Origin of the sequence: Bradyrhizobium sp. (genome assembly GCF_022844465.1) — a bacterium.
GTDB lineage: Bacteria > Pseudomonadota > Alphaproteobacteria > Rhizobiales > Xanthobacteraceae > Bradyrhizobium.
Map to the genome: position 1 here is coordinate 1,275,797 of NZ_JALHLP010000001.1, position 26,550 is coordinate 1,302,346.

Genomic DNA, 26,550 nt, shown 5'->3' on the forward strand with positions numbered 1-26,550 from the left:
CCGACGCTGACGCGCCGCGAACGCGCGCGTCGAATTGCGCAAGCTCGACGCGGCCGGGGGTCGTTCCGACGACAGGCGGATTGCCACCGGACATCGGGCGGTCGTTGCCAGCTGCGCCGCCGTTAATGCCGCTTTGGCGCAATCCGTTCGGCGGCGCGCCGGACAATGGCTCAGAACCGGATTGCGAACGGTCGGATGCAGTGCCCGGAGGCGTGCCCTGACCCGCGTTCAGAGTTGTATTTGTAGCCGCTGCGCCCGGCGTCTGGCTGCCCGGTGAGGCGGATCTTGTATCGTCCCCAGCAGCGCCAGTCTCAGTACCAGGCATCGCGACACGATCAGGACCGCCCGATGACGAAGCTCCCAATGCCGGAGCCCCTGATGACGGCGCGCCGGAAGGGGCGGCGGCCGCTGACCCGCCGCTACTGGCGGGGCGATCATTCGATGCGCCACCAGGCGATCCGGCGACGGAAGGTGTGCCCGGTGACGGCGATGCGCCCTGTCCGGCTGCACCGGGTATTGCACCGCCGCCTGTTGCGGCCGGAGCCGACGCAGTCTGTTTGCTGGGGCCCTTGGTGTTGGAGCCCTTGGCAGTGCCGTTCTCAGGTCCCTTGGCCTCGCCTTTCATATCTCCCTTGATATTTCCCTTGGCATCGCCGGAGCCACCGCTGCGCGACCTGCCGAGTCCGCCGCCCGCCTGGCTCGGATTGCCGGCTCCACCGCCAGCGACCGCGGCCTGGGTGCGCTGGTCGCCACCCTGATAGGCGCGGTCGGTGTAGTTGCGGACATCGCCCTGCCGCGCTGCGGTATTCGGGCTGACGCTGCGCAGAAAGGGCCGCGAGCCCGCACCGGCAGCGGGGTTGGGTGCAATCTCACCGGGCTGCGGCCGCGCCCAGTTGGTCTCTCCGGGCGTTGCCGTCGCTGCGGAGGCTGGCATTTCGGCGATGCCGGGATCGCTCGCTTCCCATTGCACATCAGATTCGAATTTTGCCGAGCTGACATCGCGCAGATAGGGACGTGGAGCGGCCGAGCCATCGGGATTCCGGGCTGTCTCCTCTGGCGACGGTCGCGTCCAATCATAGGTGCGGGTTTCGTCCCGGCTGCCGACACGGTCGCCGGACGCCAGCTGCTCGGCCCGAGCAGGCGGCGCACCGAGTGCCACGACCACGGCCACATATGCAACAAGTCTGCGCATCATGACCTCACAGCAAGTAGATGGACCACAAGGTCCCTCCGCCGACGACGTAGAAACCGAAGCCTCGCGCACGGCTCAGGGTCGATTTGGGCACCCGACATGTCACCTGCGTGATGCCGACGCGCGCCACGCCGGCCTTGACCTGCGCCTGGATCGGTTTCGCCTCGTCGAAAATCCATTCGTTGCGACCGCTGGCGCCCGCGCGCTGCGCCCCGCAGCCGAACCATTCGAGTGTCGCCGACGGTCGCTTGCTGCCAGGCGCCAGCGAGAAATTCATGTAGTCAACGCTGTAGACAAACGCATCACCATCGTCAGCGCAATTGATGATCCCGTTGGCGAGCAACGTGTCATTGCCGGCACTTGCCGCCTTCAGCGGAATGGCGGTGCGCGCGCCCGCGCATGTTGGAAAGTTCGCGCCCCATTCGGCCTGCTCGACGGCGAGTTTCGGCACGTCAGGCGTGACCGGCTTGTCCGGCGCGCCCGGCGCAGCGGCGGAGATCGAAAGCGCCGGCATCGGCGGCAAACTGTCCTGCTGCGCGGGGCGCGGGGCGGCGACGCTCTCGACGCGCGACCGCAGCAAGATCGGCCAGAACACGCCGCCGCCAACGGCGTAAAAGCCGAAGCCACGCGCCTGCATCAGAACCGCCTTCGGCACCCGGAACGACAGATTGGAGATCGCGACGCGGCGGCCGGGCGCAGGAATCTGGACGCGGATTGGCCTGACCTCGTCGAAGAACCAGTCGTTGCGGCCATTAGCGCCGGCGCGCTGCGCGCCGACGCCGAACCATTGCAAAGAAGCCTGCGGCCAGTTGCCTTGCGGATTCAAAAGGAAATTGACGTAGTCCACCGCATAGATGAAGGCATCCCCGTCATCGCGGCAGGTAACGATGCCATTGGCGATGACGTTGCTTTCGGGGCCCGCGATGCGAAACGACACCGGCGTCCTGGCGCCGCCGCAGCTCTGGAAACCAGAGCCCCAGTCCTGTGCGAGGAAATCGTCGCCCTCGGCGCTGGCCTCTAAGCCGGAAGCCGTGACAGCAAGCACCAGCACAGAGAGACCCAGCGCGAGGACGCGCATCATTCGCGCCGTTTCGCCTGTTCGCTGTCGAAGACGCCTGCCCGTGCACACTTCATTGCTCCATTCAAGGATCGAAACGTGCGTCGACGCCGCCGCTTTGGTTCACAACTACCTTCGCTACGGGACGAAGCTTGTGCGTCTCGGTCAATGTAACATTCGGCAGTTGAATGCGTCCATTGCGGTGAAACACATTTCCCCTCACCTCGACCGGCTGATTGCCCCCTGGCGAGCCGTAATAGTCGTAGGCGATGGTGTAGCTGCCGGTCACAGCTTTGGGGTGCTGCCACAATTCGACACCCGGCCCGCGGGTGTTGTCGTAAGAGAGCTGCGCCTCCGTGGCAGGGAAGTCACGCTTGTCGCGGTTGCTCTTGCCCCAGAAGAATTCTCGACCCTCGGGATCGGTGACGTGGAGGTCGACATCGAAATTGCCGGCGTAGCTCCATTCGATCACGACCACGAGGAAGGTCGAGGCCAGCGCTGACTCGCAGGTGGCGAGCGCAGCGGTCTTGGTCGCGAGCGACTGCCTGGCCTCGCTCTCGGCCTTCTTGCAGACCTGGAGATCGCTCCTGGTTTCCTTGAGCTCGACCTCGGCCTTCTGTGTCTTCATGTAGTTGGGAAACAGAATAACGGCGATCAGGATGAAGCCGCCGAGCGCGGCCGCAAACAGATCCAGCACCGACATGCTGAAAATCTCGATATTGCGGTTCGGACGCCTCATATCGAGCTACGCCACGTACAGGCGATTGACAAGGTTATCGAGGCAATATTGCCCGGCGCGATTGAGCGCATGCTCCTCGCGCGACTGGGCGATATTGGTGAGAAATACCAGCAGCGCGGCGAGCACCAGAGCGAGGAAGGTGCCGTCGAAAGAGATGGCGAGACGCCGTGTCACCTCGTTGAGCAGCAGCGGGTCCTGCGCATTTGCCGGATCGCCGGCAAAGGCGAGCGCGCGCCCCATACCGATGACGGTGCCGATAAAGCCGAGCGAGGGAACGAGCCAGGTTAGATAGCGCAGCATGTTATATCGAAGGTCGACCTCGTGGAGATACATCTCCATGCTGGTGTTCAACAGCGTAGAGGCCTGATCGATCGAGCGGCTCGACTGAAACTGGAGAATGGTGCGCTGGATCAGCCGCGGCAGGAAGCAATTCGACGCAAACGAGGTCGAGCGCACCTGGCGGTAGATTTCGCCGAGATCCTGCGCCTGCAGCACGGTGCGCTCGTCTTCGGGCAGATAATTGCGGCGCAACTGGTCCTGCTCGGCACGGCCGGCGCGGAAGCGCACGAACAACTCGCCGCAGCCGACTGCGAACACCACCCAGATGCAGTTCTGCACCGAGAACGGATAGCCGATGCCGCCGCGGTCGAGTAGGATCTTGGCGGGCTCCTCGGGCAGAACGAAATGCAAGACGGCGACGACAAGAACGCCGATCGCCGTGCAACCGGCGGCGATAAGCTGGCGATGCCGCTCAAGTCCTCCGAACTCAACATTCTCCCGCGCCATCGAATGCCCTCAGCTTCCTCTATTTGCGCCTGATGATCTCGCCTGTTTCCGGATCGCGCTCCAGCGCGGCGCGCTTGACCGGCTCCCTGGGCGCCGGCGATGCCGGCATAGGCTTTGTTTCAGCCGAAGCAGACCCACGCAGTCTCTCGATTACCGCCGACATCACCGCCCGAACGGTGGTGTCGTGGCGACCAAGCCTGATCTGATCGTCGATCGAAACCTGCGCGGTCGTAATCTGCTTCCATTCCCGCCCGCTGAGCACAAACGTCCCGTAGGTGCTTGCCGAATCGACAAGCAGAAACTCACGATCCGACTTCACGACGAATTCGGCATGTCGGCGCGAGACTGTCGGATCGGTGAAGATAACGTCGCATTCGAGGCCGCGGCCGAGCAGGAAGGATTTCATGACAGCCGCCAAGCCGAAACGCCCGCGATGACAACAAGCAAAATCAGAGCGGCGATGCCGGCGGTCCGAAACGTGATGAGTCCCGCCGCTGTGCTGGCGGAGAATGTTGGCGGCACCGCCACAACCACCGCGCAATTATCCTGATTGGATTTCTGCCGGTTCTCGACTTCGGTCAAGAGAGCGCGCGCCGCGGCCGCCGCGCCGGTTGCCGCCGTACCGCCCGCGAAACGGGCGATGTCGCTCTCCTCCAGCGTCAATATTCCGTCGGAGGCGAGAATGATGAACTCGCCGTTGCGCAGGCGGCGCGGCCTCGATTTAAGATCGACCATCGCAACCGGCTGGCCGTTCAACACCGATTGCAGCATGTTGGCGATCGCTTTCGCGCCTTTCGCGACCGCCGGACGAAAGGAATGATCCTCATTGACCCGCTCGATGCTGCCGGCGCTAACAAGCCACAACGGCGAATCGCCGACGCTGATCCAACTCAAACCCTCGGGCGACAAATGAGCGGCGACGAGTGTCGTACCCATGCCGTCGGTGTCGGGATCATCGGCCTGGCCGCGCGCGATGCGGGCGTTGGCCTCGTCAAGCGCGAACTGAAAGGACGCTGCCAGCGCGTTGCCGGCTGCGCGATGCGCAATAAAGGACGCCACGAACGCATCTGCGGCGAGGCGGCTCGCGGTGCCGCCGGCAGCGTGACCTCCCATGCCGTCGGCCACCACCAGAAGCCACGCCTTTTCCGCAGCGAGCCAGACCGAGCGGAAGGAATCCTGCTGCTCCTGCCTGCGGCCCTGGATGGCGGCGCCATGAACGTCGGTCGCAAGTCCGTCAGGCATCGTCACGACCAGTTGAAACGATCGTCGCAAAAGCGCACGAAGCGCAATTGCGTCGCGCCGACAATAATGGTCTCGCCACCCGTCAGCTCGACCGGCGCCATCACCACCTCATTGCCAACATAAGTGAGGTTACGCACCTCCCCATTGTTGAGAAAAAAACGCCCCGACCGCGGATCGTAGATGATGACAGCGTGGCGCTCGCGCGAAATCTGCATGTCGCCGAAATCGAGGCGCAGCTTCTGGCCGAGTGCGCGTCCGAGCGGATTGGCGCCCGCCCCTATTTCCACCGCGCGGCCACGGCCAGGACCTGCGATCACCACCAGCCAGCCGACAACGGGATCGACGTCGTGCGCCGCAGCCTGGGACGGCGAGACCAGGCGCGTCATCTCGTCGGCGGGTGGAGGCGCGGGGGGCTCGACAGCGTTATCCGGACGCCGCGACATCTGCCGCGATTCGTCGCGGGGCGCCCGTGCACCGACCATCCGCGTCGGCTGCTCGTGCAGATCGTAGGAATCGTCTGGCTCCGCGACCGGCCGCGCCGCCGGCTCGTTACGCGCCGGCCATGACAGCCGCTGCGACTTCGGTCGATCTATTCTCACTGTCTTCTCGTTGTCCACAGAATCGTCTTCCGCACCCGTCCGGCGCGAATGGGGCTCTGCCGGGGGCGCCTCCCCGGATTTGCCGAACATGTCCGAAAACCAGCGTGCCATGGCGCGGCAACCCTTGAAGACGATCTTACAAAATAACCCGGCAAACTACCCGGCCCAAAGCACCGGTCCCGCCGGGAATGTAATGTGCGAAGGCAATTGCCGGACGGGCACAACCCCCATCGCGATCCGCCTGGGCACCCGAACGGCCATGGAGCCCAGCTTCGGGGCAAGCGGACCTGACGTCAAGTCGGCGGCAACTGGCGATGCCGATTGGACAGGCCCCAAGCCCGAAAAATCCATTTGATTTCCTTATGGTTTCATAGTCGAAATGCCCCACCGAAGCGGCGCGGCCATCCCTGTTCAATTCATTGCAAAACGCGCGACCCGATTTTTGGGGGGTAACGGACGTGAACGAACGCGATTTTCCGCTGCGAAAAAAGCCGGGCGGTCACCATTTCGCCTTGCCTGCGGGCACCTCCCTTCTGGAATTCAGGGTCGAGTCCGTTCTCGGCCATGGTGGTTTTGGCATCACCTATCGTGCCCTCGACACGGTGCTGCGCGAGGTCGTGGCAATCAAGGAATACTTCCCCAATGAGCTGGCCGGCCGCGTCTCCACGGCTACGGTACGCGCGAAATCCGACGGTGACCGCGAGGACTTCGAACTGGGGCTGGAGGCATTCATCGAGGAGGCGCGACTAATCACGCGCTTCCGCCATCCCAATATTGTGCACGTGCGCCGCTTCTTCGAGATGCACGAGACCGGATACATCGTTCTCGACTATGAGCGCGGCGAGACGCTGACCCAGCGCCTGAGCGCGGGCCCGATGCAGGAAGACGAGTTGCGTAAAATCCTTTACGGCATACTCGACGGGCTCGACGCACTCCATGAGCGCGCAATCCTGCATCGCGACCTCAAGCCCAGCAACGTCATCATCCGCGAGGAAGACGGATCACCTGTCCTGATCGATTTCGGTGCGGCGCGGGACTTCCGCGAACGTCACAGCCGCAGCATCACCGCGATCGCCGCTCCCGGCTACTCGCCGCCCGAGCAATATGGCGTCGGCGGCCAGCAAGGTCCGTGGACCGATATCTACGCGCTGGGCGCCATCGCCTATCGCTGCGTCACTGGCAACGCACCGCCGGACTCGCTGCGGCGGCTCCGCAACGACCCGATGATACCGGCGGTAAAGGCGGCGAGCGGCAGGTTTTCTCCAACCCTGTTGAAGACCATCGACTGGATGATGGCGCTCGAGGAAAGCGACCGCCCCGCCTCGGGCGAGGCGATCCGCAAGGGGCTCGAGGGCGGCCGCATCAAGGGCAAGAAAAAAAGCGGCAAGACGGTCGCGCTGGCCGCAAGCCTTGCCGGCGTCCTGGCAACCGGCGCGCTCGGCGCGGTCTATTCGGGACAGATCTCGACGCTGGCCTGCGACCATGCGGGATTGCTGTGCGCGATGGGAGCGCCAGCACAAGCCAGGGCGCCAGTGGCAGCTCCGGCGAAAGCAACATCCTCTGCGACCGTGGCCGCGCCTTCCACATCGGCGCAGACCACAACGCCCGCGGTCGCGCCGCCGTCGAGCGTGCCGGCGGTTGCGGCAATTCCGCCAGGTCCCGTCAACCCTGCTCCCGTTGCAATACAGCTTCCGGTCCCCACCGCAGCGGCGCCACCTCCGCCGCCTGCCCTGCCACAACTCGTAACTGCCGCGCCAGGTCGCCCGGCCGATCCCGCGCGCCGCCTGTTGCCCGATGAGATCGCCTGGAACATGCTGCGCAACGGCGCCGACGCCGACCAACTCAAGCGCTTCATCGCGCAATTCCCGAACAGTCCGTACCGGACGGAAGCGACTACGCTGCTGTCGAAGGTCGCACAATGAGCAAGTGTCGCGCGCGCTGCCTCGCAATCGCATGTCTTGTCGCGCTGGTGCTCGGCGCACCGTCCGCCCGCGCCGAAGTCACGGAAGCGGTGCGTGAGGCGCTCGACAAGGGCAATGAAGCAGTCCAGCAGCGGCAATGGACCCAGGCCAACCAGTATTTCAAGATGGCGATGGATTCCGACAACTCCGCGCCGGAAGTGATGATCGCCGTTGCGCGCTTCAGCGACGCCAAGGGCGGCCGTGACTTGCCCGCTATCGCTTGGTATCGCGCCTATCTTGCCGCCCGGCCCGACGCCAGTGAGCGCGACCAGATCCTGGCGCGGATCGATGCACTCGAGAAGCGTCTCGCCAACTCCGCACGCGCCGCCATCGAGCGGGCGCTCTCGACCGCATCGAGTCTTCCCAGCAACGACCGCCCCGGCTGGCTGGTAAACATCGCGGTCGCGCAGGCGAAATCGCAAGATTTCCAGGGCGCGCTTTCTACCGCCTCGAATGCGCGCGCGATCATGAATCCGTACAGCGCGGACCCTTACGGCGAGGTCGCGAACGCTCTCGCCCAGAACGGAGACCTCGGCGCTGCCGACGAGGTGATGCGGCGCGTCGAACAGAACAAGCGCTCGGCTGCGTACCGGCAGCTCGCCCACACAGTGGCCTATGCAAAGAAGATAAAAGAAGCCCTGAGCTACGCTTCCCAGACGAGCGGGAGTGACCGCATCAGCGCCTACTCGTCAGTCGCAAAGGCGCAGTCCGAAACCGGCGACCAGAGCGGCGCGCGATCGAGCCTCAGCACCGCAATCGACTCCATGCGTAACATGGAAGCTAACACGCGCAAATCAACCTATTTCTCGCTCGTCGAGACCGCCGCGGATATCGGTGAATTCGAGACCGCCAGGCGCCTCTATGCGGAAGGGGCCAAGCTTTACAACCCGAATGACCGCTGGGAGTCCTACTCGCTGAACTCCGCGCGCTGGCAAATTGCCAAGGGTTACGCCAAGTGGGGCCGGATCGACGAAGCCACGGCCATGCTGCCGCAGATATTCCCCAACAACAAGGATCCGACATTCGCCTGGTACAAACCCTCGCTTGAGCGCGATATCGCCGCCGCGCGAGGCAGGCAGATCGAGAAACAAACGGCGGTCGTGGTTGCTCAGATCAAGGAAGGCAAACTGCTCGAGGCCGATGCCGCGCTCTCCAGGGAGCCGGCGACGCTGTCATTTGCCGCCTCGCGCATCGCGATGGCGAAAGCCTATGTGGCGCGGCGCGATTTCGCCGCGGCGCGCAAGCATATCGAGCCCGCAGCGGCGGCGCTGTCAAAGGCAACCGTGGCGACGTACGATTCGGCCTTCAACTTCACCTTGGCCCGTCTCCAGCTTTTCGATCTCTATGTCGATATCGACGACCTTGCCGCAGCCAAGCGCGTTCTCGACGCCACGGTCGGCACCATCCTCAAGCTGGCCGATGCCGAGCAGAAGGGATACCCCATCGAATATCTCACTGGCGGCTACAGCCGGCTCGCCGGCGTCTCCGCCGCCACCAAGAATTTCGCTGGCGCGAAGGTGTTCGCGCTGGAAGGATTCAAACTCGCGGCTCAGGCGAAGCCGGCCCCGCGCGCGGCGGCGCTGGCCCGCCTGTCATCGCTCAGTCCGCAGGTCGGCATCGGCGCCGACCTTGCAGCCACGCTGCCCTCACTGTCCGACGGCTCTTACAAGAAAAGCGTCGCCAGCGCCGCCATCCGACACTTTGTCGAACTCGGCCAGGAGGCCAATGCACTCATCGCGGCAAGCCACATCGGCGATGTCAACGATCGCAAGTCGGAGCTGTCGAGCGTGCTAAGCAGATACATCAACAGCAAAAACTGGACCAAAGCGCTGGTGCTTGCCAACGAGCCGGCGACGGCGGGCCGGCTGTTGCCGGAAGTCGCGGTCGGACTAATCAACGACGACAAGACCGCCGACGCCATCGCGCTCGAACCGCGTTTCACCATGTCGTCGAGCGAGGCGGGCGCCTATTTCAGCCGGCTTGCAAGCCATCACGCCAATCGCGGCGACATCAACGCTGCGGTGACAACGGCAATGCGGATCGCCTCGGTGCCGAGCCGGATTACCTCGCTGCTGTCCGTGGCGCAGGTGGTCAATTCCCTCGCCGGACGTCCGGCAGCGCAGGCCATCGTCGAGCGGGCGATGCGATTGGCAGCCGAGATGAAGACGCCGCTGGAACGCGCCGAGATCTGCAATTCGGTTCGCTACTATCTAAGCTCCCTGCCGAACGACAGCAAACCGGACTCCGGCCAGCCGCCCGAGAGTTCTTGCGTGGCCGAAGCGTTAGCGATCACGGACCCGAAGACCCGGCTGTCGCCGTTCGGCAACGCGTTGTCGTCGTATTACCCGACGACGCAGCCGATCATCGCCAACGCCATCGCGCCGCTAAGGCCCGCTTCCAGCCGGCTGATCGCCGAGGCCCATACAAGCGACTCCCGCGACTCCTACATCTCCTATGCGCTAGGCGCGCTCGCTCGCGAGGGCGCCGTCGAGACGGCGATCGATCTCGGCTTTCGGATGCTCGAAAATCCATTGTCCTACGCACCGTTCAGAGAAGCGGCGACGTGGTTGGCGACAGCCGGTGACACCCAGTCCATACTCAGGCTCGTCGAGCGCATGGCCGTGCAGGCCGCCACGCTCACCGAAACAAGCCCCAAGGACTCCGCTTTGTCGACCGCTGCAAGTCTCGCCACCCAGGCGGGCGATTTCGACCGCGCCATAAAGCTGGCATCGGAGATCGCCTCACCGAGCAGCCGCGTCGGCGCGTTCGTGTCGATCGCCAACTCGGCCAATTCGCGCCAGAAGTTCGACGTCGCGCTCAATGCACTCGATCGCGCAATAGCCGCAGACAAGCAATCGGATACGCATTATAACAACTCCTCGTTCGCCTCGGTCGCGATCCAGGCCGGACACAAGAACGCCGAGTCGTTCGTCGAAACATATTTCCAGGACAAGAGCCTAACGCCATCGACGCGCGTCAGCATGCGCAACACGCTGATCAACAAGCTGCTGGAGCTTAAGCAGTACCAGCGCGCCGCCGCGCTCATTCCCGCGCAGGAAGCCGATCTGCCGCAGCTTCCGGCCAACGAGCGCGTGCCCAGCCACTACTATTCCACATCTTACGCGACAGCACTGGGGACGCTGGGCGACACCGCGCGTCTCAATGCCATTTTCGCGAATGCGTCGCTTCCTGAGGACAAGATCTCGGTGCTGCTGGCGGCGATGTCCGGGTTCCTCAAGGCGGAGAACAAGGATGCCGCGCGGCTGGCAGTCGAGAGCGCTGACAAGTTGGCGTCGGCCATTTCCTCTACCCAGACCAAAGCGTCGAACACGTTGTCGATCGTGAACGCCTACAACCGGATCGGCAATGCCGAGGCCGCACGCAAGGCGCTCGACCGCGCTATCGAACTAAACCCCTCGATCAACGATGTGGCGACGCGGGACTCCCAACTCAGGTCGATCTCGAGCTACCTGGCGCGCGCCGGCAATCTCGACGGCGCACGCAGGACGCTTGCTCAATCGCTCGAAATCATCAAGAACAGCCGGCCCGATGCCGCCGGCTGGATCGAGTACAACGTCGCGACGTCGATAGAGAGCGTCAATGGCGAGGAGGCGGAGCGGATCGCCCTGGCGATCGCCGACCCGCGCTGGCGCGCATTGTCGCTGCTGTCGTTCGCGACGGCCCGACGCTCGCGCAGCGCCCCGGACCCGCTTGCGATCCTGCGGCACATGCAGCCGCATCCTGTCGCTGACACTTTCTTCGAAACGCTCGTCAGCACGGCCGTCGGCAAGCTGGATTTTGACGCTGCGCGCGAACACCTCGCCCGGATCTCGCATGCCGGCAAGCGCGACAAGCTACGCCGTTTCATTGTTCTCGCCCAAGCTCGCGCTGGCGGCGTCGCGGCAGCGCTGGCCGACATGGCGGCGATCGCAGACAAGCCGCTGCGCGCCTATACTTTTATCGATCTTGGCGTGTTCCTGCAGACCGAGAAAGGCGAAGCCGCGCAGCAGAACGCCTATTTCGCGCAGCTCTGCAATTTCGAGGCGATCAAGCTTGCCGACGCGATACCCGATCCGCTACTTAAATCCGATCTGCTGGCGGCAGCCGCCGCAGCGCAGAACCAGATAGAGCACGGCTCAGGCACTGCAACGCAAGCCAAAGCCGTCGCCGTAGCGGGCCAGATCGGCGACGAACGTGCGAAACGCTATGCGCTACAATGGGCGCAGGGACTCAAAGCCGCGCAAAAGCCGGATCCCATTAATGTAGAGGAGTTCAACGCCTATACCAGCAAGGCAAGATATTCGCTGACCAACGACATGTATATGGACCTCGATGCCTATATCGATTCGTTCGCGACCAGCAACCCGACAGATCGCATCGCGAATCTGACGAGCATCGCCACCTCGTTTACCGGGGAGGTCCGCGCTTTGAAAAAAATCGCGGCCGACTTCGCACAAAAGCGCAAGGCCTTGGGCAAGTGACCTCGGGACAGGAGATAAAGCTAAACAAGCTTCTCGATCACTGCGATCTGTTTGTCAGGCGCCCCAGTGACGGCGGCGCCGATCGCTGGGCGACCGTCTGCTCCCTCATCACCAGCGCCAAGCTCAACGACGTCGAGCCCCTCGCCTATCTCCAGCACGTGCTCGAGCGAATGTCCGGCGGCCATCCCATGAGCGAGCTCGACCAGCTCCTGCCGTGGAACTGGCGTCCAAAAACCCTTAACTGACACGACGTGCAAGAAATGGACGCTTACGGGAAATTCAATGGCTGAACATCTTTTCGGTACACACAAGGTTTCCGACGCTCATCTCGCGAACAAGCTGACGGACTTATGACGATGCCTTCGGCTGGCCGCCGTGAGGTTTCGATTTCCAGCGCCAACACAATCTGAACCCGGCGCTATGCTATTTGATGACGGTCCCCGGCTTCACAATCGTCAGGGCGTTCAGGACATTGTTGCGAAGGCGAAGGCGGAGCCAGTTACGGCCCAAGCGGCAAGAGCTACAGGATTGCCGTTTACCAGCCAGGTTCAGCTGGTCAGGCGCATGTAAAGCAGCGGCAGCTTGTTGGGGAGACGGGCGATCTGGTCGATGACGACGAAATTCCGTCGGCCGAATATCCGCCCCAGATAGCCCGTGCCGGCGCCGTCGGGCCCGATGCCGAATACGTCGATGGCACTATGCGCGAGGCTTTGCACCGCCTTGCGTGCATCCTCGACGAAATAGCGCCTGTCGGCGACGTCGATGTCGGACGGTTCACCGTCGGTGACCACCAGTACCAACCGGCGATGGGTCCGCTGCGCCCCCACCACCACGCCGGCATGGCGCAGCGCGCCGCCGATCCGGGTCGACAGGCCGCCGCGCAGGCCCGCGAGCCGGGCGCGGGCGTCGCGGTCGTAGGGTTGGTTGAAACCTTTTACCGGATAGAAGCGGACGTCGTCGCGGCCGTTCGAGCAGAAGGCGGCAACCGCAAAGGCGTCGCCAAGGTCGGACAAGGCCTGGGACAGCAGCGCGGTGGCGATTCGCTCAAAGGTCAGGATCGTGGTCGAACTGCCTTTGACAAAATCCTTGGTCGATTCCGAGATGTCGAGCAGCACCAGCACCGACAGGTCGCGGTTGCGCCGCTCGGTGGTTTCATAGACCCGCGGCGACGGCGCGAGACCCGCGCGCCGGTCGATCGCCGCCTCAATCGTGGCGTCGAGATCGAGCCGATCACCTTCGGTGCGGGCGCGCAGCCGAGCCGGACGGCTGACCCGCGCGGCGCCGACCAGATTCTCCAGCCGGTTCAGCACGTCCCCATAGCTCTGCACCTGGCGATCGAGCAGTGTGGTGTCGACCGGTTGCGGCTGGTATTCCACCACGGTCGTCCATTCCGAGCGTTCGCGGCCGAGCAGATAGTCATATTCGGCATATTTGCCGACCGGCACGCCGTCGTCGGCGCGCGATTCTCGCGCGGTCGCCTGGCCGACATCGTCATCCGGAATCGAGCTCTCCAGATCATGGTCGTCAAGGTCTTGGGTCCGCTCGATGCGAACGGTTTCAACGATGACGTCCTGTTCGTCGCTTATCTGCGGCGGCGCGTCGTCGGTGTCCCATAGGCCGGAATTGTCGTCGCGATAGAGCGGCTCGACCCGATAGGTGCGCGGATTGAACTGGATGCGCATCTGGCCGAGATCGTTGCCAAGCAGATTGCCGATCTGACGACTGATACCCGGATCGACCCAGGCCTCGCGGTCGGCGAAGAACATCTGCCGGCCCTTTGTCACCCATAGATCGTCGTCGCGATAGTTTGGGTCGATCAGCGCCCGCGATAGCCGCGCGAACAGGCTCGGCGCAGTGACGCCACCATCGGCGCGGGCGGTATGGAAAGGCGCCCATAACCGAAACAGCCCGGGCAACTCGCGCATGGCCAATTGCTCGACCCGGGCGTCCTCGATCAGGGACACCAGCGCCACTTGCATCGGCTTCAGCCCGCGGACCTGGAACCGTGGCCCGGAATGGACCAGATGCGCGCCGATATGGGCAAGCATCGCCCGATAGACTTTCCTGACCGAACTGGTCGCGACGCCGCGCATGCGCGCCGGCACCTGCACGAACTGGCGCTCGAAGCTGGCGCGGCGCTGCAGGGTGTCGCCCGGCGTGCCGGCGACGGCGCGGATGAACGGTTTCTGCCGGAACAGCGCGATCAGATAGGCCTTCAGCGCACGTTCGGCATCGGTGAAGCCGATATCGCCGGTCGCCTGTTCGAACAGATCGAAGGCGCGCGGGTCGGACAGGCTGAACAGCGCCAGCCGGCGCTCGGGATCGCCGCCACCGGCGCGCAGGCCTCCGAGCACCCAGGCGCGAAAACCGTGGGCGCCGAGTTCGGCGAGCAGGCCGTCGGAGCGGGCCAGCACCGGTGCCACCGATTCCGGCCCTTGCGCGGCCAGTTCAGCGACCGCATCGAGCCAGTCGCGGAAATCGCGCTCATTGCCGAGATGGCGTAGCGCCGGCGCGGTTGCCTCGCTGAGTGCCGCGGCGGCGGCGCGGCCGGCATGCCGCTCGACATCGAGAATGCAGGGGGCGAGCGCAAGCGCAGCCAGCGGCCCGCGCTTTTCGGCGAGGGTCCCGGTCGCGCGGATATAGGCTTCAAGTCCGGCGGGCCCGAGGCCGCTCGCCTGCAATCTTGCCAGATCGGCGCGCCAGTCGGCGAGTTGATGAGCGTTGAATACTTGCCGGAGCGCGCGCCAGATCGAACCGTTGCGCGGATCTCCGACCAATCCAGATTCCACGAGATCGGCAAAGGGCGTTTGATTGGTCATCCCGGCGAGTCCGCCTTTAGATGCAGGCAGCAATGGCGTCCTTGAGCGCTTCGCGCATGTCCGGATCGTCGGTGATCGGCAGCACCAACGCGGCATCGCAGGCCGCGCTGAGCGACACGTCTTTCGCCACCAGCCGTCCAGCGTGAATCAGCATGCGGGTCGAGGCGCCTTCGTCCAGACCGTGGCCACGCAGGTTGCGGGAGCGGATGCCGATCTCGACCAGAGTGCGCGCGGCGCTGGTAGGGATGCCGGCCTCGTGGGCGACGATCTCGGTCTCGACATCGGCGGCGGGATAATGGAAATCGATCGCGCCAAAACGCTGTTTGGTCGATTCCTTCAAGTCCTTCAGCACGCTCTGGTAGCCGGGATTGTATGAGATCACCAGATGGAAGTCCGGATGCGCCCGAACCAATTCGTTCTTCTTCTCCAGAGGCAGAATGCGTCGATCGTCAGTCAAGGGATGGATAACGACAGTGGTGTCCTGGCGTGCCTCGACAATCTCGTCGAGATAGCAGATCGCGCCGTAGCGGACCGCATTGGTCAATGGTCCATCGTGCCAGACTGTGCCATTGGCGTCGAGCAGGAAGCGGCCGACAAGGTCGGAGGCGGTCATGTCCTCGTGGCAGGCGACGGTGACCAGCGGCTTTTTTAGGCGCCAGGCCATGAATTCGATGAAACGAGTCTTGCCGCAGCCGGTCGGGCCTTTGAGCATCATCGGCATGCGCGCCTGATGGGCCGCCTCGAACAGCGCGATCTCCGTGCCAACCGCCTTGTAATAGGGTTGCTCGCGAATGCGATAGTCGTCCAGGTTGGTCATAAGCTCACGCGGTTCCGGAAAAAAAATGCCGCGGCCGAAGCCGGATCCGGAGAATGCAGGGCTCTCACGGAATTGGCTACCACCAAGGGTCCGGAGCATCGTCTGGGACGACGATGCTCCGGACCACGCCCGCTAAAGGCAAAGTGAAGCGATGCCCCAAGCCAGCCTATCCTTAGCGGTGAGCCGGGGACTTCTCATTCGGGATGCCGTCAATCGGGCATTCTTCAGTCCCCGCGGTCGGGCGGGTCATCGCCTCGACCATTTCGCGCGTGCCTTCCGGATCGGCGATCCAATTCTTGTAGAAATCATAGGGGCAGGCCGCGACGCCGCGCGCGCTTTCGCCGGAATTGATCATGCCGGTATAGCCGCGATGGACCAGCTTGTAGAGGTGGTTCTGCGACTGGCCGGTGCGGCGGGCATCGCGGATCAGGCTCTTCGACAATTGGGCATACTGGATGCCGTATTCCTCCTCGCCGGTCTCGCCCAGGGTGCGGCCGTCGAAGCCGATGATCGCGGAGTGACCGAAGTAGGAATAGACGCCATCAAAGCCGGCGGCATTGGCGACCGCGACATAGACATTGTTGGCCCAGGCCATCGCCTTGGAAATGATGACCTGCTGTTCCTTGGCCGGATACATGTAACCCTGGCAGCGCACGATCAACTCGGCGCCCTTCATGGCGCAGTCACGCCAGATTTCCGGAAAGTTACCGTCGTCGCAGATGATCAGGCTGACCTTGAGGCCTTTCGGACCTTCGGAAACATAGGTGCAATTGCCGGGATACCAGCCTTCGATCGGCACCCACGGCATGATCTTGCGGTATTTCTGGACGATCTCGCCCTTGTCGTTCATCAGGATCAAGGTGTTGTACGGTGCCTTGTGCGGATGCTCCTCGTGGCGCTCGCCGGTGAGCGAGAACACGCCCCAGACCTTGGCCTTGCGGCAGGCTTCGGCAAAGATCTCGGTCTCGGGACCCGGAATCGACGAGGCGGTCTCATACATCTCTTTCGAATCGTACATGATGCCGTGAGTGGAGTATTCCGGAAAGATCACCAGATCCATGCCCGGCAGGCCGGTCTTCATGCCCACCACCATGTCGGCGATCTTGCGGGCGTTGTCGAGCACCTCGGCTTTGCTGTGCAGGCGCGGCATTTTGTAATTAACGACGGCTACGCCGACGGTATCGTTGCTGCTGGAAATGTCACCGTGAAGCATGGGGGTCGTCTCCTGTTTTGGTTTGAGTTTGCCGTCGATCAAACGGCCATGTGACGGTGGACGAGGTCGTCAGTTAGCGTATCGATCGATCCGGACGCCGCGACGTGGCCTTTTTCGATGATTACGAAGGATCGTGAGGCACGTCGGGCGAAGTCCACGTCTTGCTCGACAAGGATGATCGTGATGCCGTGCTCCTTGTTGAGGCGGATAATCACGTCCTCGATCTGCTCAACGAGGTTGGGCTGAATTCCCTCGGTCGGTTCGTCGAGCAGGACAATCCTCGGATTGGTCAGCATCGCGCGGGCAATGGCGAGTTGCTGCTGCTGGCCGCCGGACAAATTGCCGCCGCGGCGATTCAGGAATTCCTTCAGCACCGGGAACAGATCGAACACCTTGTCCTCGAGCACGCCCGCATCGCCGGAATTGCGGCGGGCGAAGGTGCCAAGTTTCAGATTTTCGCGAACTGTGAATTGCGGCAGGATGCCCCTGCCCTGCGGCACGTAGCCGATGCCGTGCCTGACCCGATCATGGGTCGGGGTTGCGGCAATTTCCTCGCCGTCGAGTCGGATGCTGCCGTCAATCTTGTCCATCAGCCCGACGATGCTGCGCAGCAACGTGGTTTTGCCCACGCCGTTGCGTCCGAGCACGCTGAGGAAGCCGACGTCGCCAACCTCCAGCGTAACATTCTGCAAGGCGCGGCTTTTGCCGTAGAAGGCACTGAGATTGTCAATCTCAAGCATGACCGAAGCCCCCCGAGCCAAGATAGGCTTCGCGCACGAGCGGGTTGGTCTCGATGTCTCTGACACTGCCTTCCGCGAGCAACTTGCCTTGATGCATAACCGAAATCGAATCGCCGATTTCCTTGACGAAGCCCATGTCGTGCTCAACCACGATCAGCGTGTGCCGGCCCTTCAGCCGGTTGAAGATCTCCGCGGTCTTGCGGGTTTCCTGGACGGTCATGCCGGCGGTCGGCTCGTCCATCAAGATCAACTCGGCGTTCTGCGCCATCAGCAGCGCGATCTCCAGCCACTGGGTTTGGCCATGGGACAAATAGGCGGCCGGCGCCTCCATTTGGTCGATAAGATCGACGAAGCCGCAAAGGTCTTCCAGCCCAGCAGTATCGTCGTTCTGGGGCCCGCGCATCAGATTGGTCCACACGCCCGGCTTCCTGCAGTAGGCGACTTCCAGATTCTGGCGCACGGTCAGTTCCCGGAACACGCTCGGCACCTGAAATTTGCGGCCGACACCGGAGCGGGCGATCATGTACTCCTCAAGCGTTTCAAGATGCTTGCCATCGAACACAACCGAGCCGGCGGTCGGTTTGACCTTGCCGCAGATCAGATCGAGACAGGTGGTCTTGCCGGCGCCGTTCGGGCCGATCAGACAGCGCAGCTCGCCCTTGTTAATGGTCAAATCGAGCCCGTTGACGGCCATGAAGCCATTGAAGCTGACGGCCAGATCGCGCACGACCAGATGGGTGCTCATGCGATCTCCTTCGGATGGCTGGACTTCACATCGACGGTTCCGTTCTGGCCATGACCGTCGCCAGGCCGGATTTTCGCCAGCAACTGGCCGATCAGACCAGCGAGGCCGGAGGGCAGGAAGAGGACAACCAGCACGAACAGGACGCCCATCACCAGGGTCCATGTGTCGAGGAAGGTTTTCGATTCCGACAGAGCTCCCTGCATGCCAGTGACCAGCACCGCGCCGACGAAGGCTCCGGGCAGGCTGCCGCGGCCACCGACAGCACACCAAATCACCACCGACAGGCTGAGAGGCACGTTGAGGAATGTCGGCGACGCGAACTCCATCACGATCGTGTAGAGCATGCCGGCAAGACCGGCGATCGCCGCCGAGATCGCCATCACGGTGATCTTGTAGCTGGCGACGTCGTAGCCGAAATACTGCACGCGGCCTTCCTGGTCGCGGATCGCCTGCAGGATCAGACCGAATTTGGTGCAAGAGAGCACGTAGCCGAACACGAGGACAACGCTGGCGACGGAGGCGATCAGATAGAAGGTGGTCCGGTTATAGGCGTCGAACACGATGCCGCCGATGGTCAGTTGCGCCAGATCGGTGATGCCGTTGAAGCCGCCGGTATATTGCTGCTGATCGATGATCAGCAGGTTGACGACGACCAGCATGGCCAGCGTCGTGATCGCCACAAACACGCCGGTGACCCGGCCGCGGAACATGAACCAACCGAGCCCACCCATCAGCGCCGAGGGCACAACGATGCCGGCGACGATGGCGAAGGTCATCGAGTAGAATGGCACCCAGAACCATGGCAGCTGCTGGACATTGTTCCAGACCATGAAGTCCGGCAGGCCGTCGGCGCCGGTCTGAACCGGAATGGTTCGGAGCTTGAGAGCCATGGCCATGCAGTAAGAGCCGAGACCGAATGGCAGTGCCTGGCCAAGGTTAAGGATGCCGCCATAGCCCCAGGACAATGACAGCGCCATCGCCAGCAAACCGAACACCAGATAGCGGCTGTATTTGCTGATCAGGAAGTCGTCGACCAGCACAGAGGGCATCAGATACATGGCGGCGATAAGGATGACGATCCCGATCAGTTCCGGTTGCCAGAAACCGGTTGCGCGTTGGCGCAAAGGCGACTGAGGAGGCTTGCTCATGCGCGCACCTTTGCGACGAACAGGCCCTGGGGCCGGAAGCGGATGACGCTGATGATCAGGATCAGGACGGTAGCCTTGGCTATGGTGTCGTTTTGGAGGAACGCGATCACGCCTGTGACCTCGCCCAGGGCGAAGGCGCTGATCACCGTGCCGAACAGGCTCTGCACACCTCCGAGCACGACGACCATGAATGCGTCGACGACGTAGCCCGTGCCCATTTCGGGTGAAACGCTTTTCAACGGCGAAACGATCGCCCCGGCGAGGCCGGCCAGGCCGGCGCCATAGGCGAAGGTCAGCGAATAGATCCGGTCGGCATTGATGCCGAAGCACGACGCGACGTTGCGATCCTGCACGACCGCGCGCAGCTTCAGTCCGAAAGTCGTGCGGTTCATGATCGACCAGCTGACCAGGAACAACAGCGCAGCGACCACGAAGATGAAGATGCGATAGGCGGCGATCTCGACCCCGAAGATCGACACGCTGCTGGCCATCGACGGCGGCAGTTCGACGTAGCGCAGGTCGCCACCGGCGGTGAGCCGAACGACCTGCTGCAACACGACCCCAACACCCCAGGTCGCCAGGATGGTGTCGAGCGGTCGCCGATACAGCCGGCGCAGCAGGATGCGCTCAACCAGCCAGCCGAACAGCCCGACGCCGAGAAAGATCAGCACCAGCCCCGGCAACAAAGACAGTCCTACATAGGTCTTCAACGCCCAGGCCGCGTAGGCGCCGAGCATGATGAATTCGCCATGAGCGAGGTTGATCACCCCGATCGTGCCATAGATGATCGAGAGGCCCAGCGCCACGAGCAGCAGAATCGATCCGATGCTGAGCCCGGTCAGGACCTGTTCGAGGACGAAATGCATAAGAATAGTTCCACGCTGAAACGAAGCACCGGGCGGCTGACTGGCCGCCCGGACGCGCAAAAGTGATCAGACCTTCTTTTCGACCAGGCCCTTTTCCGTGCAGACCTGGTTCGGATAGGCCGCGTAGGGATCGGGCTTCAGCCATTCCTTGGACTGGACAATGATTTCGAACTGGCCGTTGGACTTGGCTTGAGCGATCTTCGGCCACAGCCAGGTGTGCAGGTTCTCGCCATCGAGGCGAACCTTGCCCTGCGGGGCGATCATTTCGACACCCTTGACGGCTTCGCGGATGGTATTCGGCGTAATATCGCCTTTGCCGATCTTCCCGACCGCCTGCTTGAACATGTAGGTCTGGAAGTAGCAGGCCTCGGAAACGAAATGGGTGACCTTGTCGGCACCCCAACGCTTCTTGTAGGCGGCGACGAACTTCTCGTTCTCCGGCGACTTGTGGACTTCGAAATACGGCGCCGAGGTGAAGTGGCCGGCAGCGGCCTCGCCACCCATGGCGGCGATCTCGTTTTCCGACGTGGTCAAGCTGGCCATCGGCATCTTGGCAGGATCGAGGCCGGCGGCCTTGTACTGCCGATGCAGCGCCACCACCGAATCGCCGACCACCGTGGAGAAGATGACGTTCGGCTGCTGCTGACGGAACTTGTTGATGACCGAGGAGAACTCGGAATGGCCGAGCGGGACGTATTCTTCGTTGACCACTTCGGCGCCGTATTTCTCAAGCAGCTTGCGGCAGTAGTTGTTCTCTTCCTTCGGGTAGATGTAATTCGACCCAATCATCGAGAACTTCTTGCCGAAGTTCTTGATCAGCCACGGGATGAATTCATCCTGCTGCTGGTTCGGCACGGCCCCAGTATAGATGACGTTCTTCGAGCACTCGCGGCCTTCATACAAGGTCGGGTACCAGTAGAGATTTTTCTGCTTCTCCACGACAGGCAGCACGGCCTTGCGGCTGGCCGAGGTGTAGGAGCCGAACACGCTGACGCACTTGTCGCCGGCGACCAGCTTGCGCGCCTTCTCGGCGAAGGTCGCGGGATCGGAAGCCGGATCTTCGATCACGGGCACGATCTTCATGCCATTGATGCCGCCGGCTGCATTGATTTCCTCAATCGCCAAGATTGTCGCCTTGTTCAGCGATTCCTCGATGATTGCGGTGGTACCGGTCAGCGAAAACAGCACGCCGACCTTGATCTCGCCCCCGGCCGCCCAGACCAGATCGGAATTCTTGCTCCAGATATGCGGCATGGCTCCGGCCAGGAACGCGCCGCCGCCGGCGCTTGTCTGAAGAAAACGGCGTCTCGTAAGTTTCATGGTTGCCTCCCCCGTGAACAGCAAAAAGCCCCCGTTCGGATATCATCCGAGACGGGGGCTTTTTCGCCCGATGTAAAGATGGACGGCAATGGCGCCGCCCCACCGCTTCAATACGGTGATATAAAAAAGCTAACCCAACAGTTCAAACGAGTCAATGATCGCCGCGGCGATGGCGTTGACCGTGGTGCGGCGGTCCATCGCCTGGGTACGCAGGAACTTATAGGCAGCCTCATCGTTCATGCCGCGCGCCGAAATCAGAATGGCCTTGGCGCGTTCGACATTGCGGATCGTGCGCAGATTCTCGTCCAGCCGCTCGATTCGATCGCGCAGGCGCTTCGTGTAGTCGAACTGACTGCGCGCCAAGGCCACCACGCCAGCGATGGTCTCGGTCTGGGCCGGCATGTAGATCACCGCCTCGGGCGTCGTCTCACACAGTCGCGCGGGATCGGGCGCACGGTTCGGCCCGATCACCACCACGACAGCGGAGCGAGATTCGCCCGGCATCCAGGGCAGCCGATCGGTCAGTCGGTCACTGAATTCGACCACCAGCACATCGGCGTCGGACGGCAGCTTGTCCGGCATCGGCCATAGCCGCCGGACCTTGGCGCGTGCGCGTTGCAGATCGCGCACCACTTGGTCGGCGCCGGATTCCGGCGCTACCGCAACGACGATTTCGAATTCGGCCAGGCTGGCTGAGCCGGGCTTGGCGGGCACTTCGACTTTGCTCATGGCTGCGGCCTTCCGGGCTTGATGATCGATCAGAGGAAATGCGCGTTGCGGCCGGAGCAGGTCAGATACGGATCGGCGGCGACCGCCGCCTTGGAGCGGGCGACGATGTCAAACTGGCCGGCGCGGTTGGCGCGGCCGATACACGACCACAGATCAGCGTGACTGCATGAGGCGTTAATGGCGACCTTGCCCTGCGGGGCCTCAAATTCCGAGCCGAGAACCACTGGTCTGAGCTGGTTCGTCTCCATCGAGTTGGTCATGGCGAGCGCGCGGGCGAAGAAATGCACTTGGAAGTAGGCCGCCTCGACGCACATATTGGTCGGCTCGTCGGAGCCGAAGCGCCTCTTGAAGCGCGAGACGAAACTGGCGTTCGATGCGCTATCAATATTCTGGAAGTACGAGGCCGCAGTGATATGGCCCTCCCCGACGTCGAAGCCCATGGCGCGGATTTCGGCCTCGGTCGTGGTCAGGCTGGCGATCGGCAGCGTCTTCGGATCGAATCCGGCGTCAGCGTAACTCTGGTAGAGATGGACTGTGGAATCGCCAACCACAGTGGAGAAGATCACGTCCGGCCGCGTGCGCTGGATGTCGCGGATAATCGGCAGGAAGTCCTTGCGCTGCGCGCGCAACGAGACATAGCTCTCGCCGATCACCTCTGCGCCGCGCAGCAATTCACGCATGATCCGATTGGTTTCGCGCGGGTAGATGTAGTCCGATCCGATGAAATAGAAGCGCCGGCCCAGATTGGAGACCAGGTACTCGCACAGGGCTAGGCCATTCTGGTTCGGGGCAGATCCCGTGTAGATGACGTTGGGCGAATATTCGAAGCCCTCATACAACGTCGGGTACCAAAGCAGGCCATTCAGGCGCTCGACGATCGGCAGCACGACCTTGCGGCTGCTGGACGTATAGCATCCGAAGATTGACGATATGTCGTCCTCCGTCATCAGCTTCTTAGCATAGAGCCGGAACAGGGTGTTATCCGAAGCAGGGTCGTAGATGATCGGCATGAGCTCGCGGCCGTTCACCCCGCCGGCGCAATTGATCTCGTCGATCGCCAGCAACGTGCCGCGAAGCTGTGTCTCCTCAATCACAGACATGTGGCCGGTTTGGGAAAACAAAACGCCAACCCGCCACGGCTCGGTCGTTGCGTTATTCATGCGCTTCAACGAACGCCTCCTGGAATCTTGACGATTCACTATTGTGGCCATTTGCAAAGCAGCAATATGAGGCCAATTTCCTCCCGGCGGCACAAATAGCTAAGGCAGTGCAGCGGCCGATGTCAATGACAATGCTACGAGCTTTGCCGAGAGCAGACTGGTTCGGCAGGTGGCGCCCGGGGAGGAAAACGAAAAGCCATCCGCCCGCTCACCGGTCAAAAAGCGCCCCTTTATTCGCTATTTCAGCCCAGATCGACAAACGCGTCGCGCTGCCGTCGGGCCATGGCCCGGGTCATAGTGAGAACTCACGACTGCTAGCTAGCGGCGGCCTCCGTTCAAGCTCCGATCGCCGACATCCGTAGGGCAGCAGCAAAGTAACTTCTCAGATGATCTCCCCACGAGATTGCGCCTTCCGCACGGCACGCGTAAGCATAGGTTGGGATTGGATGACCTGCCACGTTGAACCAAGAGCCGCAGTGGTGGAAGCGCTGGGCGAACATTTCCATCCATACCCGCTCAATCTTCAAAATGGCGTCTTATTCGTCGTCGCTTTTCTGATCGTTACCAGTCTGATTAAAGCCTAGACGGCCTTGGTGAGTGCGCCATCGACAATCAGGTTGGTACCGGAGATACGGCTCGCCACCGGGCTGGCAAGGAAGACGACGCCTGCGGCTACTTCCTGCGGCGTGCCCATGCGTCCGGTCGGATTCAACGACATCGCCGTCTTGTAGAGATCGGGCATGCCGCGTTCGATATTTTGCCAGATGCCGCCCTCAAAGTAGGTGTTGCCCGGCGACACCGCATTGACGCGGATACCCTTGCCGATGAGCTGGCTGCTGAGTCCTTTAGCGTAATGAATCAGCGCCGCCTTGAAGGCGCCATAGGAACCGGCGGCGAAATCGACCTCGAAGCCCGAAACACTCGAGACGATCACGATCGATGCGGATTTGGATTTTTCCAGATAGGTAAGCGCCGCCGCGATGGAATTGACGGTGTGCATCATATCGGTGCGAAATGACTTCTCCCAGGTTTCGGGCGTGTCGCCGACCGCAAGCGCGCTGACGTTGCAAACGAGCGTGTCGATACCGCCCAGCTCGCCGGCCGCGCCCTCGACCCATTGCTTCAACGCAGCCGGGTCGGCGACATCAAGTGCCCTGCCCCATGACTTGCCCCCTTTCGCCGCCAACGCTTTCACAACCTTGCCAACCTCGTCGGCGTTGCGTGCACATATGGCGACGTTGGCGCCTTCGGCTGCAAAGAGCTCCGAAATCGCAAGGCCGATCCCTTTGCTTCCCCCGGTCACCAGCACGTTTTTGCCCTTCAATCCGAGATCCATTTTCGCCTCCGTTGGTGATGCCGCGGCCCGCCTCCGCGTGAGGCAGGCCGCTTGGTTGATTTACATCTTGGTCCAGTCACCAGCGCCTTCGAACGCCGCCGCGGCCCGATAGATGGTCGACTCGTCATAGTACTTGCCAATCAGCATCAGCCCGATCGGCAGTCCGTCGCTCATCCCGCAGGGAATGCTCATCGCCGGATGCCCGGATGCGTTAAAGGGAGCCGTATTGGGAACCATTTCAAATGCGCGCTGGATATAGAGTTCGCGTGGCGCATCGGGCGGCGGCAGCGGCGTCGCCTTCATCGGCAAGGTCGGCATCAGCAACAAATCGTAGCTGTTCAGCGCGGTGTCGTAGGCGGCACGCAGCTTGCGATTGAGGTTCTGCGCCTTGGAATAGAAATGACCGCGATAGTGCTTGGTGAAATACTGGCCTAGCAACATCGTTATCTTCAGGCTGTCCGACAATTCGTCGGCGCGGTGGTGCCAGGCAGAATGGGCGTCCAGCAGCGTGGTATTGTAGAGACCGCGCCAGTTGGTCCCCATGCCGTTGCCCTTCATCATGAACTCGGTGCCGCCCTCCGCGGCGATCGGCAGCCAGATCGCGGGAGCCAAAAGATGCATGGGCACCGATATCTCATCGACGGTGGCGCCGAGTTTCTTCAAAAGCTGGGCGCCCGCCACGACCTTGGCATCGACGTCACGCTCGGAAACCGGAAGTCCGAAACCCTCCTTGACGATGCCGATACGCAAACCCTTGACGCCGCCGTCGAGCGCTTGCGTGTAGTTGGCGACCTTGGGCGCAATCTGCCGCGGATCGACGCCATCGGCGCCGGCCAGTACCTCGAGCAGAAGCGCATTGTCGCGGACATTTCGGGTCATCGGTCCGGTATGGTCGAGGGTGATCTCGATCGGCATGACCCCGGTATAGGGCACGAGTCCGTGCGTGCCCTTCATGCCGTAGATGCCGCAAAACGACGAGGGGATGCGGATCGATCCGCCCTGGTCGCCGCCGATCGCCATGTCGGCCTCGCCGAGCGCGACCACGACGCCGCTGCCTGAAGACGAGCCGCCGGAGGAATAGCCCATCTTGTGGGGGTTGTGGACTGGGCCGGTCGCATTGGTATGGCTGCCGCCGGAAAAACAGAAATATTCGCAATGCGTCTTGCCGATGATGGTGCCGCCGGCGTCGAGGATGCGCGTGACGATGGTGGCATCCACGTCGGGGACGTAGCCTTCGAGCGTCGAGGCACCGTTCATCATGGGCACGCCGGCCAGGCTGACATTGTCCTTCAGCGCGATCGTCTTGCCGGCGAGCTTGCCGCTAGCCGCGCCCTTGACCGTGGTCTTGACGTACCAGGCGTTGTACTTGTTCTCCTCGCCCTCGGGGCGGTAGCCGGGCGTTCGCGGATAGGTTACGGCCGGGACGTAATCCGGCATGGCATCGATAATGTCGTAGGCGGCGTAATTTCCCTGCATCAGGGCATCGTATGATTTGAGTTCCTCCTCGCCCATGTGCATACCGAGGTCTTCGGCTACGCTGCGCAATTGATCGAGAGTGGGTCTTCTGACTGCCATGGTCTGTCTCCCTGTGATCGCTGCT

At 62.5% G+C, this 26,550-nt stretch carries 22 protein-coding genes; 4 read left to right on the forward strand and 18 right to left on the reverse strand.

Features of this window, described 5'->3' with window-relative positions; genetic code table 11:
• Positions 1-1,199 precede the first annotated feature (1,199 nt).
• The 6 genes from Q0D31_RS06030 to Q0D31_RS06055 all read right to left on the reverse strand — a co-directional run bounded on the left by Q0D31_RS06030 (position 1,200) and on the right by Q0D31_RS06055 (position 5,615).
• The gene (locus tag Q0D31_RS06030; protein WP_291846470.1) at positions 1,200-2,273 is read right to left on the reverse strand and encodes a hypothetical protein; all 1,074 of its coding nucleotides are present in this window, start codon (positions 2,271-2,273) and stop codon (positions 1,200-1,202) included.
• Positions 2,274-2,334: 61 nt separating this feature from the next.
• On the reverse strand, positions 2,335-2,988 hold the full coding sequence (locus Q0D31_RS06035; protein WP_291846472.1) for a hypothetical protein: 654 nt from the start codon (positions 2,986-2,988) through the stop codon (positions 2,335-2,337).
• Positions 2,989-2,994: 6 nt separating this feature from the next.
• Entirely contained in the window at positions 2,995-3,774 is a 780-nt protein-coding gene (locus Q0D31_RS06040; RefSeq protein ID WP_291846475.1) for a MotA/TolQ/ExbB proton channel family protein, read from the reverse strand.
• A gap of 19 nt (positions 3,775-3,793) precedes the next feature.
• Positions 3,794-4,180, reverse strand: coding sequence for an FHA domain-containing protein (locus Q0D31_RS06045; protein ID WP_291846477.1), 387 nt, complete (start codon positions 4,178-4,180; stop codon positions 3,794-3,796).
• Entirely contained in the window at positions 4,177-5,016 is an 840-nt protein-coding gene (locus Q0D31_RS06050; RefSeq protein WP_291846479.1) for a protein phosphatase 2C domain-containing protein, read from the reverse strand. The genes Q0D31_RS06045 and Q0D31_RS06050 overlap by 4 nt, the downstream gene beginning before the upstream one ends.
• Before the next feature lie 2 nt (positions 5,017-5,018).
• The gene (locus tag Q0D31_RS06055; protein WP_291846481.1) at positions 5,019-5,615 is read right to left on the reverse strand and encodes an FHA domain-containing protein; all 597 of its coding nucleotides are present in this window, start codon (positions 5,613-5,615) and stop codon (positions 5,019-5,021) included.
• An 88-nt stretch (positions 5,616-5,703) separates the two neighbouring features.
• Between Q0D31_RS06055 and Q0D31_RS06060 the strand changes: the two genes are divergently transcribed.
• From Q0D31_RS06060 to Q0D31_RS06075, 4 genes are all read left to right on the forward strand, one after another.
• Positions 5,704-5,970 carry a hypothetical protein gene (locus Q0D31_RS06060; RefSeq protein WP_291846483.1) on the forward strand — a complete coding sequence of 89 codons (267 nt, stop codon included), beginning with the start codon at positions 5,704-5,706 and terminating at the stop codon, positions 5,968-5,970.
• 103 nt (positions 5,971-6,073) lie between these two features.
• Positions 6,074-7,537, forward strand: a complete 1,464-nt coding sequence (locus Q0D31_RS06065; RefSeq protein ID WP_291846485.1) for a serine/threonine protein kinase — start codon at positions 6,074-6,076, stop codon at positions 7,535-7,537.
• Positions 7,534-12,057, forward strand: coding sequence for a hypothetical protein (locus Q0D31_RS06070; protein ID WP_291846487.1), 4,524 nt, complete (start codon positions 7,534-7,536; stop codon positions 12,055-12,057). Before Q0D31_RS06065 ends, Q0D31_RS06070 begins: the two co-directional genes overlap by 4 nt.
• Positions 12,054-12,302: a transposase domain-containing protein gene (locus Q0D31_RS06075; protein ID WP_291846489.1), complete on the forward strand. Its 249-nt coding sequence runs from the start codon at positions 12,054-12,056 to the stop codon at positions 12,300-12,302. Before Q0D31_RS06070 ends, Q0D31_RS06075 begins: the two co-directional genes overlap by 4 nt.
• Positions 12,303-12,605: 303 nt before the next feature.
• Here the strand turns inward: Q0D31_RS06075 and Q0D31_RS06080 are convergent, their stop codons facing one another.
• The 12 genes from Q0D31_RS06080 to Q0D31_RS06135 form a co-directional block, all read right to left on the reverse strand.
• Positions 12,606-14,876, reverse strand: a complete 2,271-nt coding sequence (locus Q0D31_RS06080; protein ID WP_291846491.1) for a VWA domain-containing protein — start codon at positions 14,874-14,876, stop codon at positions 12,606-12,608.
• 16 nt (positions 14,877-14,892) lie between these two features.
• Positions 14,893-15,693, reverse strand: coding sequence for a CbbQ/NirQ/NorQ/GpvN family protein (locus Q0D31_RS06085; RefSeq protein ID WP_291846493.1), 801 nt, complete (start codon positions 15,691-15,693; stop codon positions 14,893-14,895).
• Between the two features lie 172 nt (positions 15,694-15,865).
• Complete coding sequence (locus tag Q0D31_RS06090; RefSeq protein ID WP_291846496.1) at positions 15,866-16,906, reverse strand: aliphatic amidase; 1,041 nt, start codon at positions 16,904-16,906, stop codon at positions 15,866-15,868.
• Between the two features lie 38 nt (positions 16,907-16,944).
• Entirely contained in the window at positions 16,945-17,646 is a 702-nt protein-coding gene (gene urtE / locus Q0D31_RS06095; protein ID WP_291846500.1) for an urea ABC transporter ATP-binding subunit UrtE, read from the reverse strand.
• Positions 17,639-18,391, reverse strand: a complete 753-nt coding sequence (gene urtD / locus Q0D31_RS06100) for an urea ABC transporter ATP-binding protein UrtD (protein WP_291846518.1) — start codon at positions 18,389-18,391, stop codon at positions 17,639-17,641. Before urtD ends, urtE begins: the two co-directional genes overlap by 8 nt.
• A complete protein-coding gene (gene urtC / locus Q0D31_RS06105) occupies positions 18,388-19,539 on the reverse strand; it encodes an urea ABC transporter permease subunit UrtC (protein WP_291846527.1) in 1,152 nt (383 codons plus the stop codon). Before urtC ends, urtD begins: the two co-directional genes overlap by 4 nt.
• Positions 19,536-20,405 carry an urea ABC transporter permease subunit UrtB gene (gene urtB / locus Q0D31_RS06110; RefSeq protein ID WP_291846529.1) on the reverse strand — a complete coding sequence of 290 codons (870 nt, stop codon included), beginning with the start codon at positions 20,403-20,405 and terminating at the stop codon, positions 19,536-19,538. The genes urtC and urtB overlap by 4 nt, the downstream gene beginning before the upstream one ends.
• Positions 20,406-20,471: 66 nt before the next feature.
• A complete protein-coding gene (locus tag Q0D31_RS06115; RefSeq protein ID WP_291846531.1) occupies positions 20,472-21,725 on the reverse strand; it encodes a transporter substrate-binding domain-containing protein in 1,254 nt (417 codons plus the stop codon).
• Between the two features lie 129 nt (positions 21,726-21,854).
• The gene (locus Q0D31_RS06120) at positions 21,855-22,439 is read right to left on the reverse strand and encodes an ANTAR domain-containing protein (protein ID WP_291846535.1); all 585 of its coding nucleotides are present in this window, start codon (positions 22,437-22,439) and stop codon (positions 21,855-21,857) included.
• A gap of 44 nt (positions 22,440-22,483) precedes the next feature.
• Positions 22,484-23,614 (reverse strand): transporter substrate-binding domain-containing protein, encoded by a 1,131-nt coding sequence (locus Q0D31_RS06125; protein WP_291846830.1) that lies wholly within the window; start codon positions 23,612-23,614, stop codon positions 22,484-22,486.
• Between the two features lie 580 nt (positions 23,615-24,194).
• Positions 24,195-24,950: an SDR family NAD(P)-dependent oxidoreductase gene (locus Q0D31_RS06130; protein WP_291846536.1), complete on the reverse strand. Its 756-nt coding sequence runs from the start codon at positions 24,948-24,950 to the stop codon at positions 24,195-24,197.
• A gap of 60 nt (positions 24,951-25,010) precedes the next feature.
• Positions 25,011-26,525 carry an amidase gene (locus tag Q0D31_RS06135; RefSeq protein ID WP_291846542.1) on the reverse strand — a complete coding sequence of 505 codons (1,515 nt, stop codon included), beginning with the start codon at positions 26,523-26,525 and terminating at the stop codon, positions 25,011-25,013.
• Positions 26,526-26,550 lie beyond the last annotated feature (25 nt).

Bases quoted from the DNA above. Each gene is read 5' to 3' on its own strand.
- Q0D31_RS06030 (WP_291846470.1), bottom strand. From the start codon at position 2,273: ATGATGCGCGTCCTCGCGCTGGGTCTCTCTGTGCTGGTGCTTGCTGTC.
- Q0D31_RS06035 (WP_291846472.1), bottom strand. From the start codon at position 2,988: ATGAGGCGTCCGAACCGCAATATCGAGATTTTCAGCATGTCGGTGCTG.
- Q0D31_RS06040 (WP_291846475.1), bottom strand. From the start codon at position 3,774: ATGGCGCGGGAGAATGTTGAGTTCGGAGGACTTGAGCGGCATCGCCAG.
- Q0D31_RS06045 (WP_291846477.1), bottom strand. From the start codon at position 4,180: ATGAAATCCTTCCTGCTCGGCCGCGGCCTCGAATGCGACGTTATCTTC.
- Q0D31_RS06050 (WP_291846479.1), bottom strand. From the start codon at position 5,016: ATGCCTGACGGACTTGCGACCGACGTTCATGGCGCCGCCATCCAGGGC.
- Q0D31_RS06060 (WP_291846483.1), top strand. From the start codon at position 5,704: ATGTCCGAAAACCAGCGTGCCATGGCGCGGCAACCCTTGAAGACGATC.
- Q0D31_RS06070 (WP_291846487.1), top strand. From the start codon at position 7,534: ATGAGCAAGTGTCGCGCGCGCTGCCTCGCAATCGCATGTCTTGTCGCG.
- Q0D31_RS06080 (WP_291846491.1), bottom strand. From the start codon at position 14,876: ATGACCAATCAAACGCCCTTTGCCGATCTCGTGGAATCTGGATTGGTC.
- Q0D31_RS06085 (WP_291846493.1), bottom strand. From the start codon at position 15,693: ATGACCAACCTGGACGACTATCGCATTCGCGAGCAACCCTATTACAAG.
- Q0D31_RS06090 (WP_291846496.1), bottom strand. From the start codon at position 16,906: ATGCTTCACGGTGACATTTCCAGCAGCAACGATACCGTCGGCGTAGCC.
- urtE (WP_291846500.1), bottom strand. From the start codon at position 17,646: ATGCTTGAGATTGACAATCTCAGTGCCTTCTACGGCAAAAGCCGCGCC.
- urtD (WP_291846518.1), bottom strand. From the start codon at position 18,391: ATGAGCACCCATCTGGTCGTGCGCGATCTGGCCGTCAGCTTCAATGGC.
- urtC (WP_291846527.1), bottom strand. From the start codon at position 19,539: ATGAGCAAGCCTCCTCAGTCGCCTTTGCGCCAACGCGCAACCGGTTTC.
- urtB (WP_291846529.1), bottom strand. From the start codon at position 20,405: ATGCATTTCGTCCTCGAACAGGTCCTGACCGGGCTCAGCATCGGATCG.
- Q0D31_RS06115 (WP_291846531.1), bottom strand. From the start codon at position 21,725: ATGAAACTTACGAGACGCCGTTTTCTTCAGACAAGCGCCGGCGGCGGC.
- Q0D31_RS06125 (WP_291846830.1), bottom strand. From the start codon at position 23,614: ATGAATAACGCAACGACCGAGCCGTGGCGGGTTGGCGTTTTGTTTTCC.
- Q0D31_RS06130 (WP_291846536.1), bottom strand. From the start codon at position 24,950: ATGGATCTCGGATTGAAGGGCAAAAACGTGCTGGTGACCGGGGGAAGC.
- Q0D31_RS06135 (WP_291846542.1), bottom strand. From the start codon at position 26,525: ATGGCAGTCAGAAGACCCACTCTCGATCAATTGCGCAGCGTAGCCGAA.